The following is a 26,284-nucleotide window of genomic DNA, read 5'->3' on the forward strand; positions in this document are numbered from 1 at the left end:
ATTGATGATTACCTACAGTGATGGCGCTTGGTATGTACTGAATTCAACGTATGTTGAATATAATGGTTACTGGATTTGATAAGTCCTGATTCTTTAATGCTTTTGATAAGTCATAATTTTAATTGATACTAAGTTATGTTGGCCATCATATCGCCAATCATATCAACCAACAAATATTTATTTTGAAGAATCATTTTTGTCACTTATATATGCTAAAACTGCTGCCGAATCGTAATGACTTGATCGCCACGTTGTACTTCTATCTGTGCTTCCCCTGATTGCTTCACTTGTTGTAATACGCGAGCATCTTGAGCAGGATTACTACCGACGCTTTGCCCGTTGACTTTCAATACTCGATCACCAGATTCAAGTCCCAAGCGATTGCGTATATTAGCAGGCATCGCTGCTGTGACTTGATAGTTATCGCCTCCTGCCATTACACCCATTCTACTTAAATAACTGGCAGGGTTTTCTTGTAATTCAGTCACTGCTTCGTCAATTGCAGATTTGGGCGCGCTGTCGCTAGGTGCTTCGGCAGCCGGTTGATTACCAGTATTGCTTAGATCAGGCACAGGCGCATTAGGTAGCATATTGCCATCTTGCAAGCGCTGATTACTGACCCCGCCTGCGATCATCGCACTTTGATCAAGTGGCATGGCTTCTGGCATACGAATCACCGTTTCCTTGTCAATAGTATCAGCGATAATAATCTCGTTCCAAGCAACCGCAACCAACGTGTAATCGCTGTCTTTTAAGGTGTTACCAATTCGGTAGTTTTTGACTTCACCGTTGACCTCTAGAAGTGCCGAAGACAAACTCTCTGGAATGGCCAGCAATACACCCTTTAGCACAATATTAGGCGGCGGCTGCACTACAGCAGCGATAGGATCAGGGTCGGCAAAAATAGCAAATAGACTACTATAATCTGGAGCGGATAAGGCGTTATCCTGTAAAGGTACCAGTGGTAATGCAGGCGCTAACGGTGGCGCAAGCAGTAGCCATAAGAGTCGCGCTGCCGTCCAGCTTAACCAAGTGATTGCCAATAATAGCAGCCAAACGGCAAAGCGGTTAAAAATATTTAGCACAGGTTTTAAGCTTGTAGGGAGCGTCATCATCTAGCGTGTCCCTAGCCCATTTAACAGTGGTTGACGTACACTAACCACAGGCGTATCTTGCGGCGCTTTCCCCTTGTATTCAGGCATACTCTCGAGCAGACGCTGGGTCAAGCTGACATCCAACATATTATCGCCATCAAGATACAAGTCGCCTAAACGCTTGTCCTGATTGTTGACAAGATTGATATGCAGCAGATTTTTATTATTTTTTTGCTCGGTGCTCAGCTCAGCACGCAGAGCAGGTATGGTGAGATAAAATATTTTGCCGCCGCTAGGATAGCCAAGCTCGCCGCCAATCCATGTCAGCTGACCTGACGCTTGACGAAAGCCGGATGTGTTTCTATTAGAGTCACTGTTTGAGTCATCATCGTTTGAACCAGACTGACGTTTGAGCGAGATATTATTGACCTGAATTGGCGTATTTGGTAATTGCCAATCGACAATCCGAGTCAAAGTCTCAGGCGCAATTTTACCGCTCATGTCTTTTACTTCCCAAGAATTTGCGCCTATTTTTACCTGCCCATTGAGGCGAGTTTGCTCTGATAAAATATCAATCTTCGCACCAAACTTACCCAATAATAAATGCCACGGCTGCCATGACCATTCAGCCGCCCCGATCAATGGCGTCGCTGACAGAGGTATCTGCCAAATTGCAGCGCCCTGCCATACGTTACCGGACACATGCTGTACATAAGGCGTCTCTGGTGCATATTTTTCAAGTAGCCATGCTGCCGGCATTTGCAAAACAGCAAATAGCGCGAACAAAACAAGTCCAATCAACCACCACAGCTTACGGGGATGCTTATGAGACGAGGCAGATACTTGGGGCACGATGGCATAACTCTTATATCAGGTAAAAACGTCATTATCATAGCAAACAATAGCATACAGATGACAGCAAAAAAGCCAGTATCTTTTTACCACTATTTTGGTAAAAAGATACTGGCTTTTATCTGCCTATAAAGGTTCGATCTACTTGTTAATCAAACAGAACTTTATAGACAGAGCGTTCGTTGCTAAATATAACAGCGACTATTCATTAGAAAATTAAATAGCAAAATCTTCAAGACGACGACCTGCGGCTAATGCCTCTACTAACCATGTTGGTTTACGTCCGCGACCAGTCCATGTTTCTTCGTCATTGTCGGTATTACGGTATTTAATGCTACGCTTCTTTTCTAGTTTTTCGCCCGCTTGTAAAATCTCCTCGATACTGGCATTGCTTTCTTCAGCGATTTTTTCAAACTGCGTATAAGCATCATACAAGCGCTGGTGTTGCTTTTGAGCAATAAGCTGCTGTGCATTTTCAGTAATAGCACGTAGCTCATCAACATTTAAGCTGTTTAAATCAATAACATTACTTTTGTTCATAGTGTTTTCCACATTAAAATAAAGGGTATAAATAAATAGCATTTATACTAAAAATAGATTTATCAAGAATTACTAAATACAGTAATTATTAAATAACAAATCTTTCGAATATTGATAAAAATTTGATTGTCTACTGAAAAATATGGTGTGAATGCTTAAAATTATAAGCAACGCTAATATAAACAAAAATACTGACAATAACAATGACTTATCGTTATTTTCCGCTAAAATCAGTAAATGGCAGTTAATTCGATGACAATCAATGATATTAAATAAATAGCATTACTTATTAATCTTTCTTTAAATAGCCTCCGTAATTATTAGGGCTGTATAGTTATTATCAGGCATCATTGATGCACAGGTTCTGTTGGCATATCGGTTTTAAAATGACTTAATTATATAAATGACTCCTTACACTTTCATAATCTGTACATACTAAAAAGCCTTGCATTAGCAAGGCTCTAAGTTTATTTCTTTACACTTACTTAATCATGTATCCTAAAACGGAATGTCATCGTCTACAGGGCCATCTGGCATTGCTGTAGGCTTCGACTGCGCTGGTGCTTGAGTCGGTTTATTAAATTGATTCTGCTGAGCGGGCGCATTCTGATTGTTAAAGCTATTTTGATGACCACCCTGTGACGCACTGCCGCCTTGATTATAACCGCCTTGTTGAGCGGGCTGATTGCCTCCTTGCTGACCATAGTCGTTCTGGCCACCTTGGTTACTAAATCCGCCGCCCTGATTACCATAGCTACCTTGATTGCTTTGACCACCTTGGTTATTGCTACCAAAGCCACCACCAGCATCATTACTACCACCTGTCGAGCCATCTAGCATTTGCATTTGTTCAGCACGAATTTCAGTGATATAACGGTCTTGTCCGTTAGGATCTTGATATTTACGGGTACGTAAGCTGCCTTCGATATATACCTTACTGCCTTTACGAAGATACTGCGCAGCGATTTCACCCAAGCGATTGAATAGTGAGATACGATGCCATTCTGTTGCTTCTCTTTTTTCACCGCTTTGCTTGTCTGTCCACTGCTCTGATGTCGCAACCGAAATATTGGTCACGCTACCGCCGTTATTGAATTGACGTGCCTCAGGGTCTGCACCGAGGTTACCGATGATGATAACTTTATTAACACCGCGCATGATATCGTCCTTTTACTTATGAATAATTTTATTACCAGCTTTAATCGAGTCTTTAATATAAAGCCTCAATCTTAGCAGTAATATACTTTTACTTTAACCATTTTTCTGTTAAATATCTAGAGGGCTTTGCGCCAAATGCGACAGCTCCTGTCGCGAAGTATCTGTGAGCTGCGTCTTGTCCAATTTTAAATAAGCAACCTGTTCTTTTGCCATGACCACCAGCTCATCAACACCATCTACTGCCAGCATTTGCCGTGACCAGTCCTGAATATCGATATTCTTTGGTATCGTCACAGTCGTACTTGACAAATATGGTGGATCAGCAATAGGAATAATCAGCAATAAAGAGGCGGCCATTATAATTGCCAATATGCCCCATGCCAACAAATTAGGCTGACTTAATAACAACCCGCCCATTGCGCCACCAACAAATGCGCCAAAGAACTGACTCGATGAATTCAACCCCATCGCGGTGGCTTTATTGGCGACTGGTGCGCGCTTCGATATCCACGAAGGAATCGTTGCTTCAAGTAAGTTAAAGCCCATAAAATAGAGCAATAAGCCCAATATGATACCAATGCCAACCTGACTGCCAATGGCTAATAACACTAAGGAAACGGTCATTAACGCAATCGCGCCCAAAAATACTTGACGCATTTTGCGCTTCTTTTCAGCAATAATAATAAAAGGTATCGCGACGGCAAAACCGATGAATAATAAAGGCAAATAGACCAAGCCTTGCTGACGTACCGACAATCCTAGTACGTCATTAAGCTGATGCGGTAAAATAACAAAGATAGCGGTCATGGTCAGATGCAGAGCAAATATGCCAATGTGCAAGCGATTTAGATCACCAATTTTTAGAACTGTTGCCAACTGCTGACCAATCGATTTATTGTCTAAATTGTGCTTAAGTACCCGTAGCGGTGTCGGGACGAACAGTAACAATAACATCGCCAAAACTGCAAAGCCTGCAGTCAACCAAAACAATCCTGAGATGCCAAGCGAGCCTACTAATAGAGGCCCAAAGGCAAAAGCAAGCATGATAGAGGTCGCAATCGTCAAACCCATCGTCGCCATCGCTTTGGTGCGCATCTCCTCACGAGTTACATCGGCAAGTAACGCCATCAATACCGCAGAGACCGCGCCACTACCTGCCAGTGCTCGACCAATAATGACCTCGTAAATATCTGTGGCATTGGCAGCAATAATACCGCCGATGGCAAACAAGACAAGACCTAAAAATATAATCGGCTTACGCGGGAACTTATCCGCGGCAAGGCTCATCGGAATCTGAAATATCGCTTGTCCTAACCCATAAATACCGACTGCCAAACCAATCAGAAACGGGGTCGCATGCGCATAATTATCACCATACACAGAAAATACTGGCACAATCATAAACAAACCAATCATCCGCAAGGCAAAGATGCCACCGACCCCGAGGATTGCCCGTTTTTCTACGCTATTCATACTTGCCTCACTGGTTCATCATTGCTGGTTTATCACGGCAGCTCTGCTTGTATTATTACGACTGTATCAAGGCTTTAGCCTACAAATTAAGCTCACTAGTATAAGACATTCGCCGTTTGCTTGCCGAGACTTTTGCCCTCCCACTTCAGCATCATAGCGGCCACCGACTTAAGCCATTCATTTTACGCGATAATTTTGTTACCGAGTGCATCTGATGGGTCATTGCACCTTGAATAATGCAGCTATCATGACAATAAAGTAAGACGTTGAGAACGTTGTGGTCTGAAAAAATTTATAATAATTTTTTTACAAAACGACGTTATTCTGCCAAATCTATAACAAACCACTCATATTAGTTAATCTTTATTTAGATTACCTTTATCCATTTCAAGTATTAAAAGCATATTCTAATATAGACAGCCATTACTATCGCTTTGTGAAAACTGCATATTTTTATAAAGCCGTATTAATTTGAATGGCAATTTTAAAATTATCCACGTTTTTGATGAATCATTTGACTCATATTGATTGCTCCTTTTAATTTTTTTGAAAATATCATTTAGCAAATAGGAAACCTATCACCGATGGCACACGAGTATATTAAGGTTCGCGGCGCACGCACTCATAATCTAAAAAATATCGACTTAGACATTCCACGAGATAAATTTGTGGTCATTACCGGTTTATCAGGCTCTGGTAAATCTTCATTGGCATTCGATACCCTGTATGCCGAAGGGCAACGTCGTTATGTCGAAAGCTTGTCAGCGTATGCGCGTCAGTTCTTATCTCAAATGGAAAAGCCTGACGTTGATAGTATCGAAGGCTTGTCACCGGCGATTGCTATCGAGCAAAAATCGACTAACCATAATCCGCGCTCAACCGTCGGTACGATTACCGAAATTTATGACTATCTGCGCCTGCTCTATGCGCGTATCGGTACGCCCTTTTGCCCTGAGCATGGCGAGCCAATGGTGGCGCAGTCGGTGACTGAAATGGTCGATCAAGTCATGGCGCTGCCCGATGATACCAAGATCATGATACTGGCGCCGGTTATTCGTGAGCGTAAAGGCGAGCATACCGTGTTGCTTGAGCAATTAATTGGGCAAGGGTTTGTACGTGTACGCGTCGATGGCGATGTTTATGATACCGATGAACTACCAGCGCTCGATAAGAAGAAAAAGCATACCATTGAAGTCGTCGTTGACCGCTTTAAAGTTCGTGATGACTTAGGTAACCGCGTCGCCGAAAGTTTAGAGACAGCACTACGTCTAGGCCAAGGTTTGGTGACGCTACACTTTATGGATGGCAATCCAAAAGAAGGCGGCGATGATAACCAAGTGATGTCAGCCAAGCACTCCTGCCCTGTCTGTGATCGTGCAGTCTCTGAGCTTGAGCCGCGTATGTTCAGTTTTAACAATCCGTACGGTGCTTGCCCAAGCTGTGATGGTCTCGGTAAACGTCAGTATTTCTCCGCCGAAAAACTGATTACTCACCATGAAAAATCGCTCAACCAAGGGGCGATTAATGGTTGGGATAAGCGTCATGCCTATTACTTTGGTCTGCTTTCAACCGTTTGCAATCATTTCAAAATTGACATGGATGCACCGTGGCAAGATTTACCAAAAGAACAGCAAGACCTTATTATGCAAGGCTCTGGTAAAGAGAAGCTGACATTTAACTTTACTGATGAGCGCGGTCGTAAAACCAACAAGACCGTACCATTTGAAGGTGTGCTTCCATACTTAGAGCGCCGTTATGCCAAGACCCAAAGCAATCTCGTCCGTGACGAGCTAGCTAAATACTTGGCTGATACCACTTGTAATGTCTGTGATGGTGCGCGTCTCAATGAGATCTCACGTAATGTGCGCGTTGATGACCAGACCATCGCTCAAATCGTCAAGCTGTCTATCGGTGACGCGGCTGAATATTATAAGACCATTAAAATTGGCGGTCATAAAGGCGAAGTTGCGGAGAAAATCTTTAAAGAGATCAATGAGCGTCTCAACTTCCTCGTCAGTGTCGGGCTTGATTACCTATCACTTGCACGCTCTGCTGAGACGCTATCGGGCGGTGAAGCACAGCGTATTCGTTTGGCTAGCCAAATCGGCGCAGGTCTGATGGGTGTGATGTATGTACTCGATGAACCATCGATTGGTTTGCATCAACGTGATAATGATCGCTTGCTCAAGACCTTAACGCGCTTGCGTGATTTGGGTAATACCGTACTGGTCGTTGAGCACGATGAAGATGCCATTCGCCAAGCGGATCATGTCATCGATATCGGTGTCGGCGCCGGTATACATGGCGGTCACATTATTGCCCAAGGCACAGTCGATGACATCATGGCGAATAAAGAATCACTGACTGGACAATATATGTCTGGTAAGAAAAGAATCGAGATTCCAAGCATACGCCATAAAGCCAAAACGATCGATATGGAAGTCAAAGGTAAAGCTAAGCCTAAACAAGTACCGATGACTATTGAGCTCAAAGGTGCATCAGGCAACAACTTACACGATGTTGATTTGTCTTTACCAATCGGCATCATGACTTGTATTACTGGCGTTTCGGGTTCTGGTAAATCGACCTTGATTAACCGTACTTTAATGCCACTTGCCGCGACTCAGTTAAACAATGCTTCAACGCTCATCGCGGATAAGCATGACAGCATCAGCGGTCTTGAGCATTTGGATAAAATGGTCGATATCGATCAAAGCCCGATTGGTCGTACGCCGCGCTCAAACCCAGCGACGTATACCGGCGTGTTTACCCCAGTACGTGAAATGTTTGCACAAACGCAAGAAGCGCGTGCCCGTGGTTATAAAGCCGGTCGCTTTAGCTTCAATGTCAAAGGCGGACGCTGTGAGATGTGTCAAGGTGATGGTCTTATCAAAGTTGAGATGCATTTCTTACCGGATATGTATGTGCCGTGTGATACCTGTGAAGGCAAGCGCTATAACCGCGAGACCTTAGAGATTCACTATAAAGGTAAAAATATTGCCGACGTCCTAGATATGACCGTAGAAGATGCCACTGAGTTTTTCTCAGCCATTCCAGCGATTTATCGTCGCCTACAAGCCTTGATGGATGTTGGTCTGAGTTATATCCGTTTGGGTCAGTCTGCACCGACATTATCAGGCGGTGAAGCGCAGCGTGTGAAATTGGCGCGTGAGCTTGCCAAACGGGATACCGGACAGACACTGTATATCTTGGATGAGCCAACTACTGGTTTGCATTTCCATGATATCGATAAGCTGCTGCATATCTTGCATGCCTTACGTGATAAAGGTAATACTATCGTGGTCATCGAGCACAACTTGGACGTCATCAAAACGGCGGATTGGGTAATTGATTTAGGTCCTGAAGGCGGTAAAGGTGGCGGCATGATCATCGCTGAAGGTACGCCTGAGGAAGTGGCAGAAGTCAAAGAATCATACACTGGTGTATTCTTGAAGCCGATGCTTAAGCAAGCGATGAAAGAAGTGAGTTAACAGAACTTAGTTGTTTATTAATGAAAGGCTACTCTTTAGGGAGTGGCCTTTTTTGTAGTGATTCCCATTTCTAAAAGCAAAATCCTAGATTTAAACCAAGCTTATTAACCGATTCTAAATATCTGAAAAAATTGAATTTTCATTTTCTTGACCAAAGAATTTTCGTGGTTTTTTTTCACTTCGTTTACTAAGTTTATCTTCATAACCTTTTTCCGTATTGAGCCGATAGATATCAGGACTTTCTACGAACTCTAACCAACCTTCCTTCATCCACTTTTCTATTATATCTCTACCCATTATGAAAATTAAATTAGCAAGCTGTGCATGTGGAGAACCAAAATAATAGACAATTACATTAATAGAAGGTTTCGGACCTTGATTGAAACCAAATATTTCTTCAATATAATCACTATCAGAAGAATCTAGAGAATGTCCCCAGAGGTATATTTCAATTACCTCATTCAAACCCATGACACTAGTTTCAAACTTCTCTTTCTCTAGATCAGTTAGATCAGGATTGCCTCTTAAAAATTGATAGTCTGTATTATTGACCAGTTTTTGATAATACTTTACAAACCCATAGGCTTTCTCTTCTACTAGAATCTTACTTTCTAAAGCAGATATACCTAAGACTATTGTATTAGTATTATGGCCTCCTGTCTTTCCATGTAAAAACTGTGTATGGGCGTGATTATAGAGCCTCTCTACAGTAGAAGAGTAATTGAAACTATAAATAGCACACTCATCTTTCGATAAGGCTTTAGGTATAACCAATTTCTTCCTAGGCTTGAAAGTGTCGATATAATCAATATACATAGAAAATATTTCAATGAAATCGTTCCAATGCTTGGTCATATTTAAGAATATTTTATTCGTATCTAGATAAACAGCATGCTCATGATAATACTTAACAAATTCTCTATTCAAGGTAAGCTTTTCTCTAACAAACTGTTCCTTTTCTATAATATTAAACTGCCATAATATTTTGGAAATAGCAGGATGTTTTCTAAACATTTTTTCTCTAATTAATTTTGACTATATGCTTGCTTCTTTTTTATCTTCTGTTACACGGAAGTGCTGAGGTTCTCCTTCCATTTCATCTACTAAGCTACATACTGAATTAAGAGTATTTTTAACTTCATTTTCAAAGTCTATCCAAGTATCTACTCCACTATCAATTTGACTTTTAAAAAACTGAAACCAGTGATTATCTGTCAACTTGTCTTTCAAACTATCTACTTGCTCTGCTGTTATTTCCAGATCTTCTGTCTTATATAGCTCTTTACATTTAGTTAGAATAAAGTCTTTATTAGCTAAAAGACCTTTATATAGGTAATCAAATGATAATGAGGTATCTGATGAGGCTTCTTCTACCATTTTCATTGTATGAATAAAATGTTCATATTTTGTTGGCAAGAAATGAGCTAGGTCAAAGCCATTACCAATTATCAATACCCTTTCTCTAACAGTCATTGTATTTCTCTTTATTAGCCTATGGTAGGCACTTGTTTGTCAGTTTAGCAAATCTTAGCTTAAGTACTATATATATTTTTGCCCGTAGTCTGGGAAGATCTTGCAAAATCTGAAAATGATATCAATCTATTTTCAGCACTCAAAAACTGCCTTGATGTGCGGTTTAGGCCCCGATTGTAGCGGTTATCCTTGGTTGACCACTAGCTTGCGGGGACTTAGCTAGGAGCGGTATCGAGACAGTAGGAATGCTACTGTCTATTAGTCACCGCTCTAGTGGGCAACCAAGATATAGACAAGACAGAAAATTCCCTTTAAGGAATTTTCACTTGCGAAGCTAAAATTGCAGTGCAATTTTTTAACGCTTCTCAGGATTAGCTCCCAGTAATAAAAGCGCTCTAACTAAATAAACTCCCTCTCAACATTCATCACCCGCGCATCTACCGTACGTTCTAGCTTTTCCTCAATTTGACTACATTGCGACTCAACCTCACGTTTAGACAGCCCGACTATCACAAACGTCCATTCGCTGGCATCATGCCGATCACGCTCACCGCTCTCACATACTGCGACGCTTGGCGTATTGCCAAAGCGCGCATGCAAGCCGCCCATCCGTTGGCGTTTTTCTTTTAACGAGCTACAGCCGGGTAGCGCAAAAGTCAGGGTTAAGATAGCGATATGCATTTTATTCTCCTTGCGACAGTGGTTTACGCTTTATAATAGTAGCAAATAAGCACGGCAAGTTATGCTATCGTTACCTTGCTGTCTCGATAGCCTATAACCGCTCACACTATTTATAGTTATAGCATTCATAAAAATCATAATAGCCAACATGCGTATCTAATCAATGACCTCTATCAGCTACGTACAGCAACAGCACATTACTCGATTATGCGTGCGCTGCGGACTACTCCTTATGCAATATGGCGCTGAGTCTGCCGTGGTGGTGGATTTGTCCAAACGCTTAGGGCTTGCCTTGGGGATGAACAGCGTAGAATGTTCGCTGAATTTTAATGCCATTACCTTGACCACTATCTGTGATGAGCGCTGTATCACCACCACCAGAGACACGATCAATCAGAGCATTAATGTCAATTTATTGGTACAAATCCAGCAAATTGTCAATAAAACCGAAGCCGACACAGATATTGATAATGACAAACTGAAACCTGAGCTAACTCAACGCACGACCCTTGCTTTTGATGAGTTAGATAATAAGTCGGTGTATCCAACATGGTTGGTGGGCATATTTGTTGGGGCGTCTTGTGCTGCATTTGCTTATCTAAACGGCGGCAGTTGGTCAATTACCGCCGTAACCTTTATCGCGGGTATGGTAGCGATGCTCACTCGTATCTACCTGTCCAAGCACCATTTTAATCCCTTTATAGCGGTCATCGTGACCGCTTTTATCGCCTCTTTAATTGGGTCGACGACCTATTATTTTGATATTGGTAATAATGCCGATATTGCTGTTGCCTCGAGCGTGCTGCTACTAGTGCCAAGCTTCCCGTTAATCAATTCTTTCTCAGATATCCTAAAAGGCTATGTCAATATTGGGATTGGACGTGCCGTTTTTACCTATATGCTAACCCTATCAGCGTGCGTTGGCATCGTGATGGCGCTGGGCTTACTTAGAATACAGCACTGGGGGTTTTGACATGTGGTTCATTGAAACCGTGGTGCTGTCGTGTATCATCACCCTTGGTTGGACGCTGATGTTTAGCGTTCCCAAACGTTACATTTTGCCTTGCTTACTGATGACTGCGTTTGGCTTTGGACTAAAGACAGCTCTTGTCTATCAACACGTCCATCTCGTGGTTGCTAGCTTTTTTGGGGCGATGCTTGCCAGCTTTTTAGGCGTGTATTTTTCCAAGAAATATACCCTACCACCTAAAGCACTCATCTCGCCAAGCGTCATCTGTATGATGCCCGGTATCGCCGCTTATAAGGCAATGGTCAGTATGGTGCAGATTGGCTATTTCGGTTTTTCAGATGAATTGTTTAGCCAAATGATGGTGTATTTGTTTGAGGCTTTATTTGTGACTTCAGGATTGGTGCTGGGCTTGTCCATTCCTGGACTATTATTTTATAGACGTCGTCCCATCGTATAGATGATGGACTGCTCTTAGCTAGGCACTGTTTTCAATTAACGTTCCAAATTACATTAACAACCCCTTAATAAAGAGACTCAATATGACAAAACATTATGACTATATCGCCATTGGTGGCGGTAGCGGCGGTATTGCCTCAATCAACCGCGCAGCAAGCTATGGTAAAAAATGTGCCATTATCGAAGCCAACCAATTGGGCGGCACCTGCGTGAACTTGGGCTGCGTACCCAAAAAAGTGATGTGGTATGGCGCACAAGTTGCTGGAGCCATTCATAAGTATGCGCCAGATTATGGCTTTGACGTTGAACTAAAAGGCTTTGATTTTCAAAAACTGGTACAGAGCCGTCAACAATATATTCAAAACATTCATCGCGCTTATGACAATAACTTGGCAAAAAACGGTGTTGAAGTGATAAAAGGCTTTGCCAAATTTGTTGATAATCATACCGTAGAAGTGAATGGCGAGCTTATTACCGCTGACCATATTTTGATTGCTACAGGCGGTCATCCTATTAAGCCAAATATCAAAGGCGCAGAACATGGCATCGATTCTGATGGTTTTTTTGCCTTAAATCATTTGCCAAAACGGGTCGCTATCGTTGGAGCGGGATATATCGCCGTTGAGATCGCTGGTGTGATGAATAGTCTCGGCGCTGAGGTACATTTGTATGTTCGTCAGCACTCGCCGCTGCGCTCGTTTGATCACACCATTGTGGAGACTTTGCTGATAGAGATGGAGCAAGATAGCATTCAATTGCATACTAACACCATGCTCACTGAAGTTGTTAAAAATGACGATAGTAGCCTGACTTTGTGTACCACAGATGGTGCTCTTGATACCGTAGACTGCTTGATTTGGGCGATTGGTCGTGCGCCTTCGACGGACAATATCAATTTGCAAGTGACGGGCGTGGAAACGACCGAGTTTGGCAAAATCATAGTCGATAAATTCCAAAATACCAATGTTAAAGGGATTTATGCGGTAGGCGATATTATCGAAAACAGTGTTGATTTGACGCCAGTGGCTATCGCAGCAGGTCGTCGCTTGTCAGAGCGTTTGTTTAATAACAAACCTGATGAGCATCTAAACTATGAGCTGATACCGACAGTTATCTTTACCCACCCTCCTATTGGCACCATTGGTTTGTCTGAAATCGATGCCGTAAATCAATTTGGTAAAGACAATATCAAATGCTATACCTCCACCTTTACGGATATGTATAGTGCGGTGACTCAGCATCGCCAAAAGTCTACGATGAAGCTGATATGTTTAGGCGAGGAAGAAAAAGTCATTGGCTTGCACGGTATCGGCTTTGGCGTGGATGAGATGATTCAGGGCTTTGCGGTCGCGATCAAAATGGGCGCAACCAAAGCTGACTTTGATAATACCGTCGCCATTCATCCCACTGGCTCAGAAGAGTTTGTAACGATGCGCTAGCAATGGACCGGGTAATATTAGTAGTAGTCTTATCTATTATATAAAAAGGATACCGTTTGGGTATCCTTTTTTATTATCAGCAACCAATAGAAGTGCTTATTTATTAGCCCTTATTTATTAGCCCTTATTTATTAGCCCTTATTTATTAAAAAGTATCAAAGCCTCTAATTACCCAATACCCACTCATCATTGACTAGATAAACTTTAAATCCCGTCTTGTTGGTTTGGCTATTACCCGCTATCGTTTGGGTGACATCAGCGCTACAGAGATAGGCGTTTTCACCCTCAATGGCATCGCAGTCGATATTCTCAATGCGCTCAAGCTTTGGCATCATGGTCTCCATCATGCCGCTCATGGCTTTTGCCATCTTATCATTGCCTGCGTTAGCCTTTGCGTCCTCTACTATCTTGGTAGTTTGCTCATATTGCGCTTCGATCAGCCCTTCAACCGTATTTTCAGGAGGCGCATTAGAACACGCGGCAAAAAACGGCATGAATACCATAATGAATACCGATTTTTTGAAATTTCTCACGTCGTCGTCCTGATATGTTTATAAAATTTAAGGTGCTTATAAGTCAGACAGTACAATCGGGATGCTGCTATGATGTGCTTAATAATGATGGTTGCGAGATAATCATGTGGCAGGCGTATTTTTTTATATTACCGATTGGGCTTGGCATTTTAACCTTGGTTGTCAGTCTGATATTTTTATTTGCCTATATCACCTCTAATGACAATACCACACGCTTACCAGCATTTAACTGGTTTAAGCGCTTAATTGTGGTGGCATTTTTACTGCTGAGTATAGGACTGTTTATGACTTTCAAATATTTTTGGGGTCGATAATATTAGCCTCTACATATTTTTTGACTGACTGGTTTTTCTAATTCTAATAATTCCAAATCCTGACGCTTTGGCTCGCCATTATTACCATCATTTGGAAAAGGCATTTTATTGCCATTTAGCTGATAACCACGGCGCTGATAATAAGATAGTAGCTCAGGACGATGGCTTAAAATAGACATGGTCAAACGAGCAGGTTTTTTATCGGTTGCTTGACTATCAGTGGCTTGCTCATCTGGTTGTAGATGACGACCTGCAAATGTCTCAGCTGCTTGCAAAATCACATTACCAACGCCCTGCCCTTGTAGCTCAGGATGGACGGCAAACATGCCGATATAGGCTTTTTTATCACCAGCAGCATTAACTTGCATATCTACTCCAATACATCCTAACAGCTCACCCGTTTCTTCTCCATCACGCTCGCTTGTAGTAGTTTTTGGATAAACGAAAAGATAATGTTTTGGATTGGCGATGGTACTAGCCAGCTCATCTTGAGTGATACGAATACCACCGATTAAGTCTGCTTCGTTGGTCCAGCCTTCTGTCTGCCGATAACAACGATTCAATAGCTGCTCAAGTGCGTCGATATCACTAGCTTCTGCTTGACGTAAGAAAACGCTGTCTTTATTGGCATTGTCGTTATTAATATTGTCGTTATTAGTTTGGTTTTCATTCATATTATTTTGTCCTTTTATTATCCGTATGTTCAGTTCATTACAAAAAGCTCATAAAGAAGCTGATAGAATTTTTTGCAGCCTCTGTCGGCGGAGGCACAGCACGCAAGAAAATTTCTATCTGCCTCATGTATTGATAAAATACGTGAGTTTTTTATGTGATATCTATCCTAGATTAAAAAGCTGACCTAAATAAATAGCTCAGCTTTAATAGTAATATTTATCCGTTTTCATTACTAGCGCGATAACGCCTGCGCTTGCTCGATGATATCAAACCCTGAGTTAATCTGTGCACGCGTTGGCGCATGACCTTGGCGTAATAACTCAGAGAATGCTACCAGCTCTTTATCACGTCCAAGCGAGCTTGCTGCACTGGCACGCGTGTTTTCATCCTCGTCATCGAAGTAGTATTCTATGTAGTTAAAACTATCTGGCGAACCCATTAGAATGCCATGATCTGGTGTCGCAGCATGTCCACTATAACGCAAACTTTTGCCATATTGCATCGTCCAAAAGAAAGGAATGCGCTCCTGAAGCGATTTGACCTTGTCATCATTTAAGATAGCAGCTGCCGTCACCATGCCATGTTGCAATGCAACCCGCCAATGCTCAATACGCATACGCCCCAGTTGATTGGGCGCTTTGGCAATATCCCCCAACGCATAGACACCATCGCGCAGTTGTAAATGCTTATCGACTTTTACGCCATCTGGATGATTTGTATCCTGTAATAACTCGATACGCGGTGCGACACCTGTTCCTAAAATGACGATATCAGCATCGATTTGCTCACCATTGGCTAATTTGACGCCAGACACTTGTGAGAAGTTATCTTCGTTATTGTCAGTAGTATTTTTCGCTGTAGTAATTTCAGAGACACTGGCATCAAACACGAACTGAACACCATTTTCTTTGTGCAATTTAATCAGCGCATTACTGACCGTTTCTGAGACGATATTGCCCATCACGCGATGGTCTTGACCGATAACAGTGATAGAAGCAGTAGTACCCGATTGCGCCAATGCTGACGCAACTTCCATACCGATAAAGCCCGTCCCGACGATGACTACGCGCTGATCATGACTGGCGGCTTTGATTAATTTGGCATCATCCATACTACGCAAGGTATAGACACCATCAAGCTTTGCCCCTTTAATAGGTGGAATCTTGGGCTCAGCGCCGGTTGCTACAACTAAAAATTCCGCTGTTAGCTTGTTGTTATCACCCTTTTCATCTGTTATCAGGATACTACGCTCATTGAGCAACACTTCACTGACCGTTTGGTTTAAGCGCAGTTCAATAGCGTGTTTGCTTGCCCAATCTGTACCGCCCAGTAATAGCTTTTCTTCTGGCATATTACCGGCCAAAAAAGCCTTGGATAATAAAGGACGATTATAAGGGGCCTTGTCCTCGGCACTCACCAAGGTAATCTTGCCGCCGTAGCCAGTATTGCGCAGCTGATTGGCAGTCATAAACCCTGCACCACCGCCGCCAACGATAATAGTATGAGTATCAGGCAGCTTATCATTTTCAACCTGCTTATCTATCTTGGCTGAGGTATCAACCGTTAGGCTATTGCCATTATCTATGATTTGATATTGAGTCAAGCCTGTTGTCGCGATTGGCTCCAGTAATGCACCGTCGCTGCTATCAAAAGTTGCATGATGCCAAGGACAAATAACGCGATTACCACAACGCAAACCTGTACCCAAATCTGCTCCAGCATGCGGACATTTGCCATCAAAAGCACGAAACGTGCTGTCGTCACGGGTAATTAAAATGATACTATCGTCATCTTGCTTGTACGATTTCATACCGCCGCTGACAATATCAGCTTTGTTGATAGTGACTGTATTTATAGTAGCTGCCTTACTCATAAGTCATCCTTAACGGTTATAATGGTTCCTGTTTAAAGCGTGTCGAGACTTATCGATAGTAGCAAGCCTCCTTCACTTATGCTGTTCTTTTGTATATTGACCACGTTGCAAAACGTAATGACTGCTTTTTTAATCCCTATTAATGTTCTATAAAACGTAAAAGACTATCTTATGACTGTTCAAGACCATGATATTACCGCTGCTACTGATACTGCCAATTTACCGCAGCCGATACAGCCGCTGTTAAAGCATGCTACTTATAAGGCTCATACCACGGATTTTATTGTTAACGAGTTGCTACCATTAGAGTTCACCGGTGAGGGTGAGCATCTCTGGCTACATATCCAAAAGTCAGGGATGAATACCGCTTATCTTGCCAAATTATTGTCCGAATGGGCGGATATTCCTTTACGTGATGTCGGCTTCTCAGGACTGAAAGACCGTCATGCGCTAACAACGCAGTGGTTTAGTCTGCGCATACCAAAGAAGCAATTACCAGACTCTGAGTTTGCGCCCGTAGATATCGGTGCTAATGAGTCAATCACTATCCTTGAGCAGCAGTGGCACAATAAAAAGCTCAATCGCGGCACGCACCGCGCCAATCAATTTATTATTACCTTGCGTGATATTGAATTTGTAGGCTTTGATACACCATCACCTGAACAGCTATTGTCTGCCAAGCAAGCCGTCGAGCAGCACTTAGTGATTATTAGTCAAAGTGGCGTGCCCAATTATTTTGGGCCGCAGCGCTTTGGTCGCAGTGGCAACAATATTAGAGAAGCTTTATCATTGTTTGCGCGTCCTGTACCTGAGGCCCGTCCGCCGTCTAATAAAGGCAAACGTAAACGCGTGCCACGCGAGCAAAATACCATGGAGCTGTCGGCGGCACGCAGTTTGATATTTAATGAGATATTGGCAGCACGTGTCCGTGATGGTAGTTGGAACAACGGACTTGCAGGTGAAGTATTTAATCTAGATGGCTCAGGCTCGATATTTGCAAGCGACGAGATAGACGATACCTTACGAGCCCGTCTTGAATCAGGCGATATTCATCCGACTGCCGTGCTGTGGGGTACAGGTAATGAGAAGGTCAGCGGCAAAGCGGCAGCCATGGAAACTGATATCATAGCGCATAGTGCATTGTTAACGCAGCTAGCCACAGGTCTAGAGCAGCGTGATATCAAGGCGCAAAGGCGAGCACTGCGATTACCTATTGAAGCATTAAGTTGGGAATGGCAGGATACAGAAGGTGGTCAGATACTGATCTTAAACTTTACTTTGACGACCGGTAGCTTTGCGACCAGCGTATTAGCAAGTTTGGTACAAGAATTACATACCTAGACATTATCTATGTCATAACTGGTTAAGAATCTAAAAGATTAAAGTACTGATTTATTTGCTAGCGGTATAAAATGAGATAACCGTGCTATTTTCTGCTGCTAGTATCTCGTTGGCACTAACGACTTGATTACGTCCACGATCCTTGGCTTCGTATAGTGCTTTATCAGCGATACAAATCAAGCGCTGGCAAATGTCGATGGGCAATTGCGCCTTCGCGATTTCTGTGGCGACTCGTTTTCTTCTGTGAGCAATTCTTCGTTGCGAGCTGTTTTGTATTGAGCTACTTTTTTGCAACCCTTTAACAGATGAACGATCTTTTTTTGAATTATTTGGCGATTGTATATTCTCTTCTAATTCAGTAGCCCTATATTCACTTTGAATATGAATACGCTCAGCATGCGTCAAGGTATAAACCCCTAAACTTGCCGTAACATTAAAATCTGTATGGTTGTCGCCACTGATGACTTGCTCAGCAATATCTCGTCGCAGCTGTTTAGCAATCGTCATGACGCTATCATGCGAGGTATCTGGGAGCACGATTAAAAACTCTTCTCCACCATACCGACTCACAATCGCCTCTTCTGTTAATGAATTCAATAAGGTTTGTGCAACCTCAGACAATACTTGATCGCCAACATCATGACCATAATTGTCATTAATATTTTTGAACCAATCTAAGTCTAATAATATAATACTGACGTCCTGCTGATCTCCCATTGCCAAAAGCGCCTGCTGCATTTGCGTTAAGCCATAACGGCGACTTTTCAGCTGAGTCAATTCGTCATGATTGGCATACTGCATAATCTCCGCTTTACTGTTATCCAATATCAACAGCAGCGTGCGAAACATATAGATGATAAAAATTGCTTTTGGCAGCGACATATAAATATGTGTGCTGCGCCAAAAAAATGCGGAAGAAAAACGCAGTTGATTAAACGTATCCCAGCTAAGTGTCCCATTTTGGAATATGGACGCAGAGATGGCATTTTCGATAGCCGTGGTCTCGCTATAGGTCAAATAGTTATAGCTATCCAAGGGAAAAGAGGTCGTTGTCATTTGTTGCAGGTTGGGAATCGTAAAGCCGAAATAGGGAATTAATGTAGCCGAAAAAATCAGCATACTATGAGCCAAAAAAGCCTTCCATACATAACGCCGCCGTATAAGCATCATACCCAGCATCGCCCCGCCCACCAGCGACACCCCAGCCACCAAGCTGCTATGCCCCATTACCAAAATAACCACCGCAATATAAGTACTATAAAGTGTGATTAATACCGCCTGCCACGTATGTAGCGAGCCGTGACCGGTTTTGATAGGCGATGAGCGACTGATCATCCATAAAAAGAAGAGTCCAAGCAGCGTAATGCCAATCCATAAAGGATACAATAGCGCCATGTCAACATAGGAGCTATAGGTCTCTCTACGAAACCAAACATACAAGCACCAGATCCAATGTAAGGTAATTTCCATCAACACAAACAATGCTAGCAGCAATGCTCTATCAGCAGCCTGCCACTCGAAAATAACTCGAGAGAGTTTTCTATAGCCTAGATGAGATATCGAAAAAGCCATAATGGGCTACCGAAAACAATGAAAGTGATTGAGTTAAAACCAGAGCAATCCATCCGGTGTCATGATTGATACTAAATCTGAACTTATCATTGAGTGTGGCAATTTTTGATCTATTTATCAATCCGTTTAATTGATTCATCGGTCAATAAGTGCAGCCGTTTTCTATTTAAGATAAAGTCGCAAAAGATTGCCAGATACCTTGCTGTTCAGGATGCATGTTGGGGACATCGCCCAAGCGTCGCCATGGCATATTACTCCCATGAAAGTCACTACCTATCGATGCAGCAAGCTTGTGCTCAGCAATACTACGGTCAACCATTTTACGCGTACTGACAGGCTCGCTATTGGCAGGTAACTCACAAGCATCACCACCAAGCTGTGCAAATTCTTCAATAAGCTTACGGACGCGCGTCGCTGACAGCTGATACCGCGTTGGATGTGCCAACACCGCTTTGCCACCACATTCCTGTATCAGCTCAATGCCGCGCTGCATCGTCAGCGCCTCGATCGCCACATAAGCAGGTTTATTGTCTGCCAAATACTTATCAAAGGCTTTTTGTACCGTCTTTACTTCACCACGTTCAAATAACACTTGCCCGATATGTGCGCGCCCAACTGCTTGCGGGTTGCCACTAGCTTTAGCAAGAACAGCTTGCCACAGCTCATCATAATCGATACCAAGCAGCTTACTGAGTTTTTCTGTAATACGTTGACCGCGAGTCGCGCGGCTGTCTTGCAACTGTTGTAGGGTGGCGTGCATTTTTTCGCGGTCGGTAAAATCAAGACCAAGTACATGAATGATTTTATTGGTAGATTTATTTTTACCGTAACCGCCGCTCAAGGTATGCTCACAGCTGATTTCTACGCCATTAATCAGTTGTATATTGCAAGCTTCTGCCGCGGCGCGTGCCTCATCGATACCTAGCAAGGTATCATGATCGGTTAAGGCCAATACATTAATGCCAGCCGTATGGGCGCGCTGTACCACTTCTGCCGGCGCATAAGTGCCATCAGAGCAGGTACTATGACAATGTAAATCAATTTTCATAAAGCAAGCCTTAGAGTTTTGAATATTCTTGAGTAAAATAAGGTTAAAAGTGCCAAAGCAGCTCATATCAGAGGATTATAGTGTTGATTGCTTTTTTTTGGCGCAGTAGACGTGTAAACTAGCGCATACGTTTTAGTTGGACATTTTATTTGCTATGAAAGCCTTATTAGACTTCATTCCTTTGATCGCGTTTTTTATTGCTGCTCGTTACAATGGTATTTTAGCAGCAGCTGGCGCATTGCTCGTTGCTACTATCATCGTCTATGCGATTCACTTTGTGCGTCAAAAGGGTAAGTTCGACAAACAGCAGTGGGTCGTCTTATTGTTAACTATCGTTTTTTGCGGTGGTACCCTGCTGTTGCGTGACGATATTTACTTGCGCTGGAAATCACCGATTATTAACGGTATTTTTGCGCTAACGCTATTGGTCAGTGCCGCAATCAATAAACCTTTGATGCAATTGGCAATGAAAGATGTTTTTTCGCTCACGATGAGTGGTTGGAAAAAACTGACCATTGCTTGGGCATTGTTTTTTGCGATGATGGCGGTCCTACATTATATCACGGCATTTACCATGTCTGATGAAGCTTGGATTAACTTTAAAACTTATGGCTGGATTCCGCTTATGCTGGTATTCGTAGTTGCTCAGTTTTTGTTATTAAAAAAGCATCTGAACCCTGCATTAACGGATAAGTCAGCTAAATAAAAGTCAAATAGCAGCTGATAACTTAATAGTAGATATTTTGTTATCTCTGAATGCCACTGATAACTATCATGCTTTATAAAGTCTGATAAGACAAAATGACGCATGATAGTTATTGATTCTAACGCTCTATTTTTATTATTAATTGGGGAAGCAACATGTCTTTATTCGCCATTATTGGTCATGACGTAGCAGGCAGTAGCGCGCAACGTCAGCTGACACGCCCAGAGCACGTTGAGCGCTTACAAGTATTGAATCGTGAGCAGCGCTTGATTATCGCCGGTCCAACCCCTATCGAGCACGGGAAAAGCGAGATGTCAGGCAGCCTGATTATCGCGGACTTTGACTCGCTTGAGGCAGCTCAGAACTGGGCAAGCGCTGAGCCGTATCTGCGTGACGGTGTCTACAGTCATGTCGATATCAAGCCATTTATTCAAGCCCTACCAGCAGTGAATGTCAGCACAACAAATGAGGTAGCATCATCGTGATTCAGCGGTTACTCTCATTAAAAAGTCGTAAAACTGGTCTTGCAAGTACTGCTTTTGCGGGCATAGTATCCATTACTTCCCTGTCAATGTCAGTACATGCAGCGCCAACACTGACTACTCAAACCGAGCCCGCAGCAGGGATTGTGCCAGCACTAATTGCAGCTAGCAACGCTCCTCAATCGACCGACCTTCAAACAACTGCTCCGGTCATAGAAATGGCTACCGCAGCAAAGCCTGCTACCGATATTAACGATACCTTGGCGGCACAGCTGCAACCATCAAATAAAGCTTTATCGGCTGCCAACCAAGAATTACTAAGCCGTAATGCCCAGCTACAACGCCAAGTCAATGATTTGCAGACGCAAGCAAACGTCTTGGTTTATGAAAGTCAAGGTCAATTATTTTTATATGGTGCATTTACTGTTTTGCTTAGCCTATTGGTCGGTATTTTCATCTCATGGCTGGTATTTGTTCGCCGTGAACGCTGGTAGTTGCATTTTTATCGATTGAAATCATCTATTGGATTGATGTCTACCGATTTGATGCTCCACTTCCTACTTGCTTGACCACTGTGGGGTTGATAAATAATTATGCCCAAACCAGCTTCTATGGCTATTAATACAATCAAAAGCACGACACCAGCACATGTTATCTCTCCAGCCAACATTGAGTGGCAAACTGATGCTGCTGGTAATGAAGTGCCAATATCAGGTGAGTTTGGCGATGCCTATTTTTCGCAAGCAGATGGTTTAGCAAAATCTCACCATGTATTTTTGGCACATAATCAGCTGCCCACGCGATTGGCAAACCTTATTCCTAAGCAATGCTTTACGATCTACGAACTAGGTTTTGGTACAGGACTTAATTTACTCGCGACTTGGCAGTTGTGGCGACAGCTTCGATTAACACATCCGCACTTAGCAAGCGCCCGTTTGCACTTTATTACTACCGAAAAACATCCCGTCCCCTGTCGTGACTTAGCAAAGATACTTGCCCCACTGGGACAACGCACACCTGAACTGGCAATGTTGATTGAGCAACTTTTAACCAGTTATCCTCCTCTTATCGCTGGTTGTCATCGGCTAGATTTTATTGATGATAATTTAACCCTTGATATTTGGCTAGGTGATGCTAGTGATAGCTTAGCAAGTTTAGATAGTACAGTAGCTACTCAGTGTCCGTACATCAATGCCTGGTTTCTAGATGGGTTTGCGCCTTCTTGCAATGAGATCTTATGGACAGAGCGTATCTTTAGCCACATGCAACGCTTATCACGTGCTGGCACGACTGCTGCTACCTATAACTGTGCAGGTATCATCAAACGTGGATTACAGTCGCAGGGTTTTGTCATTAAAAAGAGCAAAGGGCTTGGGTCTAAGCGTGAGATGCTCACGGCGGTTATGAGCGAGATGTCATCTTTAGATAAGCCTATTTCAACCTTATCTAATAAGGTGCCTTTGTCCAACTATCCTAATAATGCAGTCGTTATCGGTGCTGGTGTGGCAGGACTACTGACTGCATGGTCACTTGCCAATCGTGGTATAAGCGTGACAGTGCTCGATAAAGACGCACCGCTGGCTGGTGCATCTGGTAATCCGCGCGCCTTACTTGCCCCGAATATGACGCCTATTCATCATGTTTATGAGCATCTGCATTCTATTGGCTATTTATACAGTGGTCGATTATATCGATACTTTAATCAGCAGGCCGCTATCCAAAAATCGCCGCTGATACTTGAGCAGACCGGCACATTAGACTTATTGGTGAAAACTAATATTGGTACGGAGCAGATTTCAGATTATCCAGATGCTATGGCAACCACTGTTAGCCCCGAAAAAGCACAGGATATCAGTGGTTTAAAAGATAAAGACTTAGCTCATAATTTGTATCTGCCACAGTCCGGTTTGGTCAATCCACAAGCCTTAAAAACTGTTATTCTTGCGCACCCCAATATCACCTATCAGCAGCTCAATATTATTAATATTAAGGAAACCGAGAACAGTATCATTTTGACAGGCTCTAAAGAGGATAAAAATGCGAGCCAAGCCTCTTTGACTATCACAGCTGACCATGTTGTGATTTGCGCGGCTTATGAAAGCCATCAATTGGATAAACGTATCGTTAAGTGCCGTACGATTCGCGGGCAACTGTCTTGGTTTACGCCAACTGCGCAGCAACTGACTCAATTGCCTAAATTGCCGCTCAAATACAGTGGCTACTGTGCGCCATTTATTGGACAGAGCGGTGATGCGGAACTGAACCATATTAGCGAAAATCAGCCGCACTTTTTACTTGGTGCAAGCTTTATCGATGGTGATGCAAATATCAATGTCCGAGATGAAGAAAATCAGCAAAATTATGACAAGTTGATTGAAGATATGCCTGAATTAAGCAGCGTCTTGCCAAATGATGTCAGTACATGGCATGCGCGTGCTGGCATTCGTACTCAAACGATGGATTATCATCCATTGGTCGGATTACTTGCACAAAGTCAGCGTTTATGGAGCATGTCAGCAATGGGTGCAAAAGGTTATGCGATTGCACCTATATGTGCCGAAGCCTTAGCAGATATGATGTTAGGCTGTTTTACCCCTTTATCTGCCGCTATGTTGGCGCGCCTATCACCCAATCGGGCGCGGCTACATAAATTGCATAAGCATAAAACACGTCAATCATTAATTTAGGTTCAGTACCTTAGCTATATGCCTAATTATGACCCTCACTAATGGATAGCTGTCTTATTATGAAAACTCTTCCCTCTACCTTTACCTTTATAAAATCAAAACCATATTTTCAAGCTGTATCTGCCATTTTTTTAAGCTTAACACTGTTGATTGCCTGCAAAAAAACACCAGAGCCTGAGACAGCTAATGAAACAACCACAGAACTAGCAACTCAAACGACACCTGTGACTTCCAACATTAATGCACCCAATGTTGCCGATGATATTAATGCCAACGCGTCTGCTACGAATCCAGAACAAGATGTGAACTTAACGGAGCTAGAGGATAATCTTGGCACAACGGATACCTCTGTCATTGACCCTGCTCCAGCGCCCAATCCAGAGCAAGCCATTAAAGGCGCGCAAATCACTGACGTTAAATATCGAAGTGCCTCGGGCGAATCATTATCAGTCGTTTTTGAGACTTCAGCAGCGGGCATGCTTAATGCCATCATCACCTTACCGAACAAACCTAAAATGACCTTAAGCGCGCCTGAGGGTCAAGGTAATAATCCTACCTATCGCTCAAGTGATGGCAATGTTCAGCTAGTTAGTCATGCTGGCGGTGGTACAGTAGATTTTATTCAAAATAATAAAATGACAAGCTTTGATGCCATTAGTGCCGATGCAGAAGTGATTACTGAATAAGCTTTATAAGTATAAAAATATGTCGTAAAGTTAGTGGAAATGGCAATAAAAAAGGCTGCAAACGTTGATATCGTTGCTGCCTTTTTTATTGCCTAACTGACCCATTTTTCTGTTATTTAACCAAATCCAGTAGTTTTACCAAACAGACTCACCAGCCAGCTCATCAATGACCACAAACCCCAACCGATAATAACAATGACAATGAGCCCCAACATATCAGGAATATGCAGATACAGCCAAGTAACTATTGGATTGCGCCAAAAAGCGCCAAAACGACTCTGCTGCTTATCTTCAAGTGATTGATGCAAAAACGGTCGATCCATATGTATGGTTTCGGTGATGCCATACTCGTTTTGTAGATGCTCATGCACGATGCCTAAGGTCTTACGACTAGGACGAATAAAGATGTCAAGCAGCGTCCCGATACCCGGTACGATACCAACGACCATATCAATCAGTGCCAATCTAACAGCGGGCGTCATTTTATGCGCGGGTACACCGAGCTGACGACCCAATATAAACGCATAGCTGGTTAACACCAGACCTGCTAAATCTCCTGCCAGCGGAATGGTCGAAAGCGCAGCATCTGCGCCCATACCTTGCTTGGTAAAAGGCACACGTACGAGCGAATCCATGGTATTGGCAAACTTTGCCAATTTACGCTCCGTCTCGATGACCTGCTGGCGTGTTAGTCCATGTTCAGCCAATCTTGCCTCATAATCACTCTTAGGCATATTATG

At 42.9% G+C, this 26,284-nt stretch carries 23 protein-coding genes and 1 pseudogene; 11 read left to right on the forward strand and 13 right to left on the reverse strand.

The window, feature by feature from the left end; all coding sequences use genetic code 11:
* Positions 1–212: 212 nt before the first annotated feature.
* From PSYCG_RS10210 to PSYCG_RS10230, 5 genes are all read right to left on the reverse strand, one after another.
* Complete coding sequence (locus PSYCG_RS10210; RefSeq protein WP_020444127.1) at positions 213–1,115, reverse strand: type II secretion system protein N; 903 nt, start codon at positions 1,113–1,115, stop codon at positions 213–215.
* Positions 1,116–1,946, reverse strand: a complete 831-nt coding sequence (gene gspN / locus PSYCG_RS10215) for a type II secretion system protein N (protein WP_020444128.1) — start codon at positions 1,944–1,946, stop codon at positions 1,116–1,118.
* Positions 1,947–2,162: 216 nt separating this feature from the next.
* Complete coding sequence (locus tag PSYCG_RS10220) at positions 2,163–2,486, reverse strand: H-NS family nucleoid-associated regulatory protein (protein ID WP_020444129.1); 324 nt, start codon at positions 2,484–2,486, stop codon at positions 2,163–2,165.
* 498 nt (positions 2,487–2,984) lie between these two features.
* Entirely contained in the window at positions 2,985–3,644 is a 660-nt protein-coding gene (ssb, locus tag PSYCG_RS10225; RefSeq protein ID WP_020444130.1) for a single-stranded DNA-binding protein, read from the reverse strand.
* A gap of 108 nt (positions 3,645–3,752) precedes the next feature.
* On the reverse strand, positions 3,753–5,117 hold the full coding sequence (locus tag PSYCG_RS10230) for an MFS transporter (protein WP_020444131.1): 1,365 nt from the start codon (positions 5,115–5,117) through the stop codon (positions 3,753–3,755).
* 584 nt (positions 5,118–5,701) lie between these two features.
* Between PSYCG_RS10230 and uvrA the strand changes: the two genes are divergently transcribed.
* Positions 5,702–8,608: an excinuclease ABC subunit UvrA gene (uvrA, locus tag PSYCG_RS10235; protein ID WP_020444132.1), complete on the forward strand. Its 2,907-nt coding sequence runs from the start codon at positions 5,702–5,704 to the stop codon at positions 8,606–8,608.
* 114 nt (positions 8,609–8,722) lie between these two features.
* Here uvrA and PSYCG_RS10240 read toward each other — a convergent pair.
* Together PSYCG_RS10240 and PSYCG_RS10250 are read right to left on the reverse strand one after the other, a co-directional pair.
* Positions 8,723–10,081, reverse strand: a pseudogene (locus tag PSYCG_RS10240) (AbiH family protein).
* Between the two features lie 399 nt (positions 10,082–10,480).
* Positions 10,481–10,762, reverse strand: a complete 282-nt coding sequence (locus PSYCG_RS10250; protein WP_020444135.1) for a DUF503 domain-containing protein — start codon at positions 10,760–10,762, stop codon at positions 10,481–10,483.
* A 163-nt stretch (positions 10,763–10,925) separates the two neighbouring features.
* On the opposite strand from PSYCG_RS10250, the gene PSYCG_RS10255 reads away from it, so the two are divergent.
* The 3 genes from PSYCG_RS10255 to gorA all read left to right on the forward strand — a co-directional run bounded on the left by PSYCG_RS10255 (position 10,926) and on the right by gorA (position 13,627).
* Complete coding sequence (locus PSYCG_RS10255) at positions 10,926–11,735, forward strand: threonine/serine ThrE exporter family protein (RefSeq protein ID WP_041772304.1); 810 nt, start codon at positions 10,926–10,928, stop codon at positions 11,733–11,735.
* A 1-nt stretch (position 11,736) separates the two neighbouring features.
* Positions 11,737–12,189, forward strand: a complete 453-nt coding sequence (locus PSYCG_RS10260) for a threonine/serine exporter family protein (protein ID WP_011514285.1) — start codon at positions 11,737–11,739, stop codon at positions 12,187–12,189.
* An 82-nt stretch (positions 12,190–12,271) separates the two neighbouring features.
* Positions 12,272–13,627 (forward strand): glutathione-disulfide reductase, encoded by a 1,356-nt coding sequence (gene gorA, locus PSYCG_RS10265; RefSeq protein WP_020444137.1) that lies wholly within the window; start codon positions 12,272–12,274, stop codon positions 13,625–13,627.
* 164 nt (positions 13,628–13,791) lie between these two features.
* Here gorA and PSYCG_RS10270 read toward each other — a convergent pair whose 3' ends face one another.
* Positions 13,792–14,160, reverse strand: a complete 369-nt coding sequence (locus PSYCG_RS10270) for a hypothetical protein (protein WP_227500742.1) — start codon at positions 14,158–14,160, stop codon at positions 13,792–13,794.
* A 104-nt stretch (positions 14,161–14,264) separates the two neighbouring features.
* Between PSYCG_RS10270 and PSYCG_RS10275 the strand changes: the two genes are divergently transcribed.
* Positions 14,265–14,474, forward strand: a complete 210-nt coding sequence (locus PSYCG_RS10275) for a hypothetical protein (RefSeq protein ID WP_020444139.1) — start codon at positions 14,265–14,267, stop codon at positions 14,472–14,474.
* A gap of 2 nt (positions 14,475–14,476) precedes the next feature.
* Here PSYCG_RS10275 and PSYCG_RS10280 read toward each other — a convergent pair whose 3' ends face one another.
* Both PSYCG_RS10280 and PSYCG_RS10285 read right to left on the reverse strand, forming a co-directional pair.
* Positions 14,477–15,148 (reverse strand): GNAT family N-acetyltransferase, encoded by a 672-nt coding sequence (locus PSYCG_RS10280; RefSeq protein WP_020444140.1) that lies wholly within the window; start codon positions 15,146–15,148, stop codon positions 14,477–14,479.
* A gap of 233 nt (positions 15,149–15,381) precedes the next feature.
* Positions 15,382–17,022 (reverse strand): FAD-dependent oxidoreductase, encoded by a 1,641-nt coding sequence (locus PSYCG_RS10285; protein ID WP_020444141.1) that lies wholly within the window; start codon positions 17,020–17,022, stop codon positions 15,382–15,384.
* A 171-nt stretch (positions 17,023–17,193) separates the two neighbouring features.
* Between PSYCG_RS10285 and truD the strand changes: the two genes are divergently transcribed.
* Positions 17,194–18,363, forward strand: coding sequence for a tRNA pseudouridine(13) synthase TruD (gene truD / locus PSYCG_RS10290; RefSeq protein WP_020444142.1), 1,170 nt, complete (start codon positions 17,194–17,196; stop codon positions 18,361–18,363).
* Positions 18,364–18,414: 51 nt separating this feature from the next.
* Here truD and PSYCG_RS10295 read toward each other — a convergent pair whose 3' ends face one another.
* Together PSYCG_RS10295 and PSYCG_RS10300 are read right to left on the reverse strand one after the other, a co-directional pair.
* Positions 18,415–19,935, reverse strand: coding sequence for a sensor domain-containing diguanylate cyclase (locus PSYCG_RS10295; protein WP_041772306.1), 1,521 nt, complete (start codon positions 19,933–19,935; stop codon positions 18,415–18,417).
* A 166-nt stretch (positions 19,936–20,101) separates the two neighbouring features.
* Positions 20,102–20,983: a PHP domain-containing protein gene (locus PSYCG_RS10300; RefSeq protein ID WP_020444144.1), complete on the reverse strand. Its 882-nt coding sequence runs from the start codon at positions 20,981–20,983 to the stop codon at positions 20,102–20,104.
* Positions 20,984–21,137: 154 nt separating this feature from the next.
* Between PSYCG_RS10300 and ispZ the strand changes: the two genes are divergently transcribed.
* The 5 genes from ispZ (at position 21,138) to PSYCG_RS10325 (ending at position 25,544) form a co-directional block, all read left to right on the forward strand.
* The gene (gene ispZ, locus PSYCG_RS10305) at positions 21,138–21,689 is read left to right on the forward strand and encodes a septation protein IspZ (RefSeq protein WP_011514294.1); all 552 of its coding nucleotides are present in this window, start codon (positions 21,138–21,140) and stop codon (positions 21,687–21,689) included.
* 155 nt (positions 21,690–21,844) lie between these two features.
* Positions 21,845–22,174 (forward strand): YciI family protein, encoded by a 330-nt coding sequence (locus PSYCG_RS10310; protein WP_011514295.1) that lies wholly within the window; start codon positions 21,845–21,847, stop codon positions 22,172–22,174.
* On the forward strand, positions 22,171–22,665 hold the full coding sequence (locus PSYCG_RS10315) for a hypothetical protein (protein ID WP_020444145.1): 495 nt from the start codon (positions 22,171–22,173) through the stop codon (positions 22,663–22,665). The genes PSYCG_RS10310 and PSYCG_RS10315 overlap by 4 nt, the downstream gene beginning before the upstream one ends.
* 99 nt (positions 22,666–22,764) lie before the next feature.
* Entirely contained in the window at positions 22,765–24,858 is a 2,094-nt protein-coding gene (mnmC, locus tag PSYCG_RS10320) for an FAD-dependent 5-carboxymethylaminomethyl-2-thiouridine(34) oxidoreductase MnmC (RefSeq protein WP_020444146.1), read from the forward strand.
* 59 nt (positions 24,859–24,917) lie between these two features.
* On the forward strand, positions 24,918–25,544 hold the full coding sequence (locus PSYCG_RS10325; protein ID WP_020444147.1) for a hypothetical protein: 627 nt from the start codon (positions 24,918–24,920) through the stop codon (positions 25,542–25,544).
* A gap of 116 nt (positions 25,545–25,660) precedes the next feature.
* Here PSYCG_RS10325 and PSYCG_RS10330 read toward each other — a convergent pair whose 3' ends face one another.
* Entirely contained in the window at positions 25,661–26,278 is a 618-nt protein-coding gene (locus tag PSYCG_RS10330; RefSeq protein WP_051130974.1) for a DUF4112 domain-containing protein, read from the reverse strand.
* Between the last annotated feature and the right edge of the window lie 6 nt (positions 26,279–26,284).

This window comes from Psychrobacter sp. G (assembly GCF_000418305.1).
GTDB classification, from domain to species: domain Bacteria; phylum Pseudomonadota; class Gammaproteobacteria; order Pseudomonadales; family Moraxellaceae; genus Psychrobacter; species Psychrobacter cryohalolentis.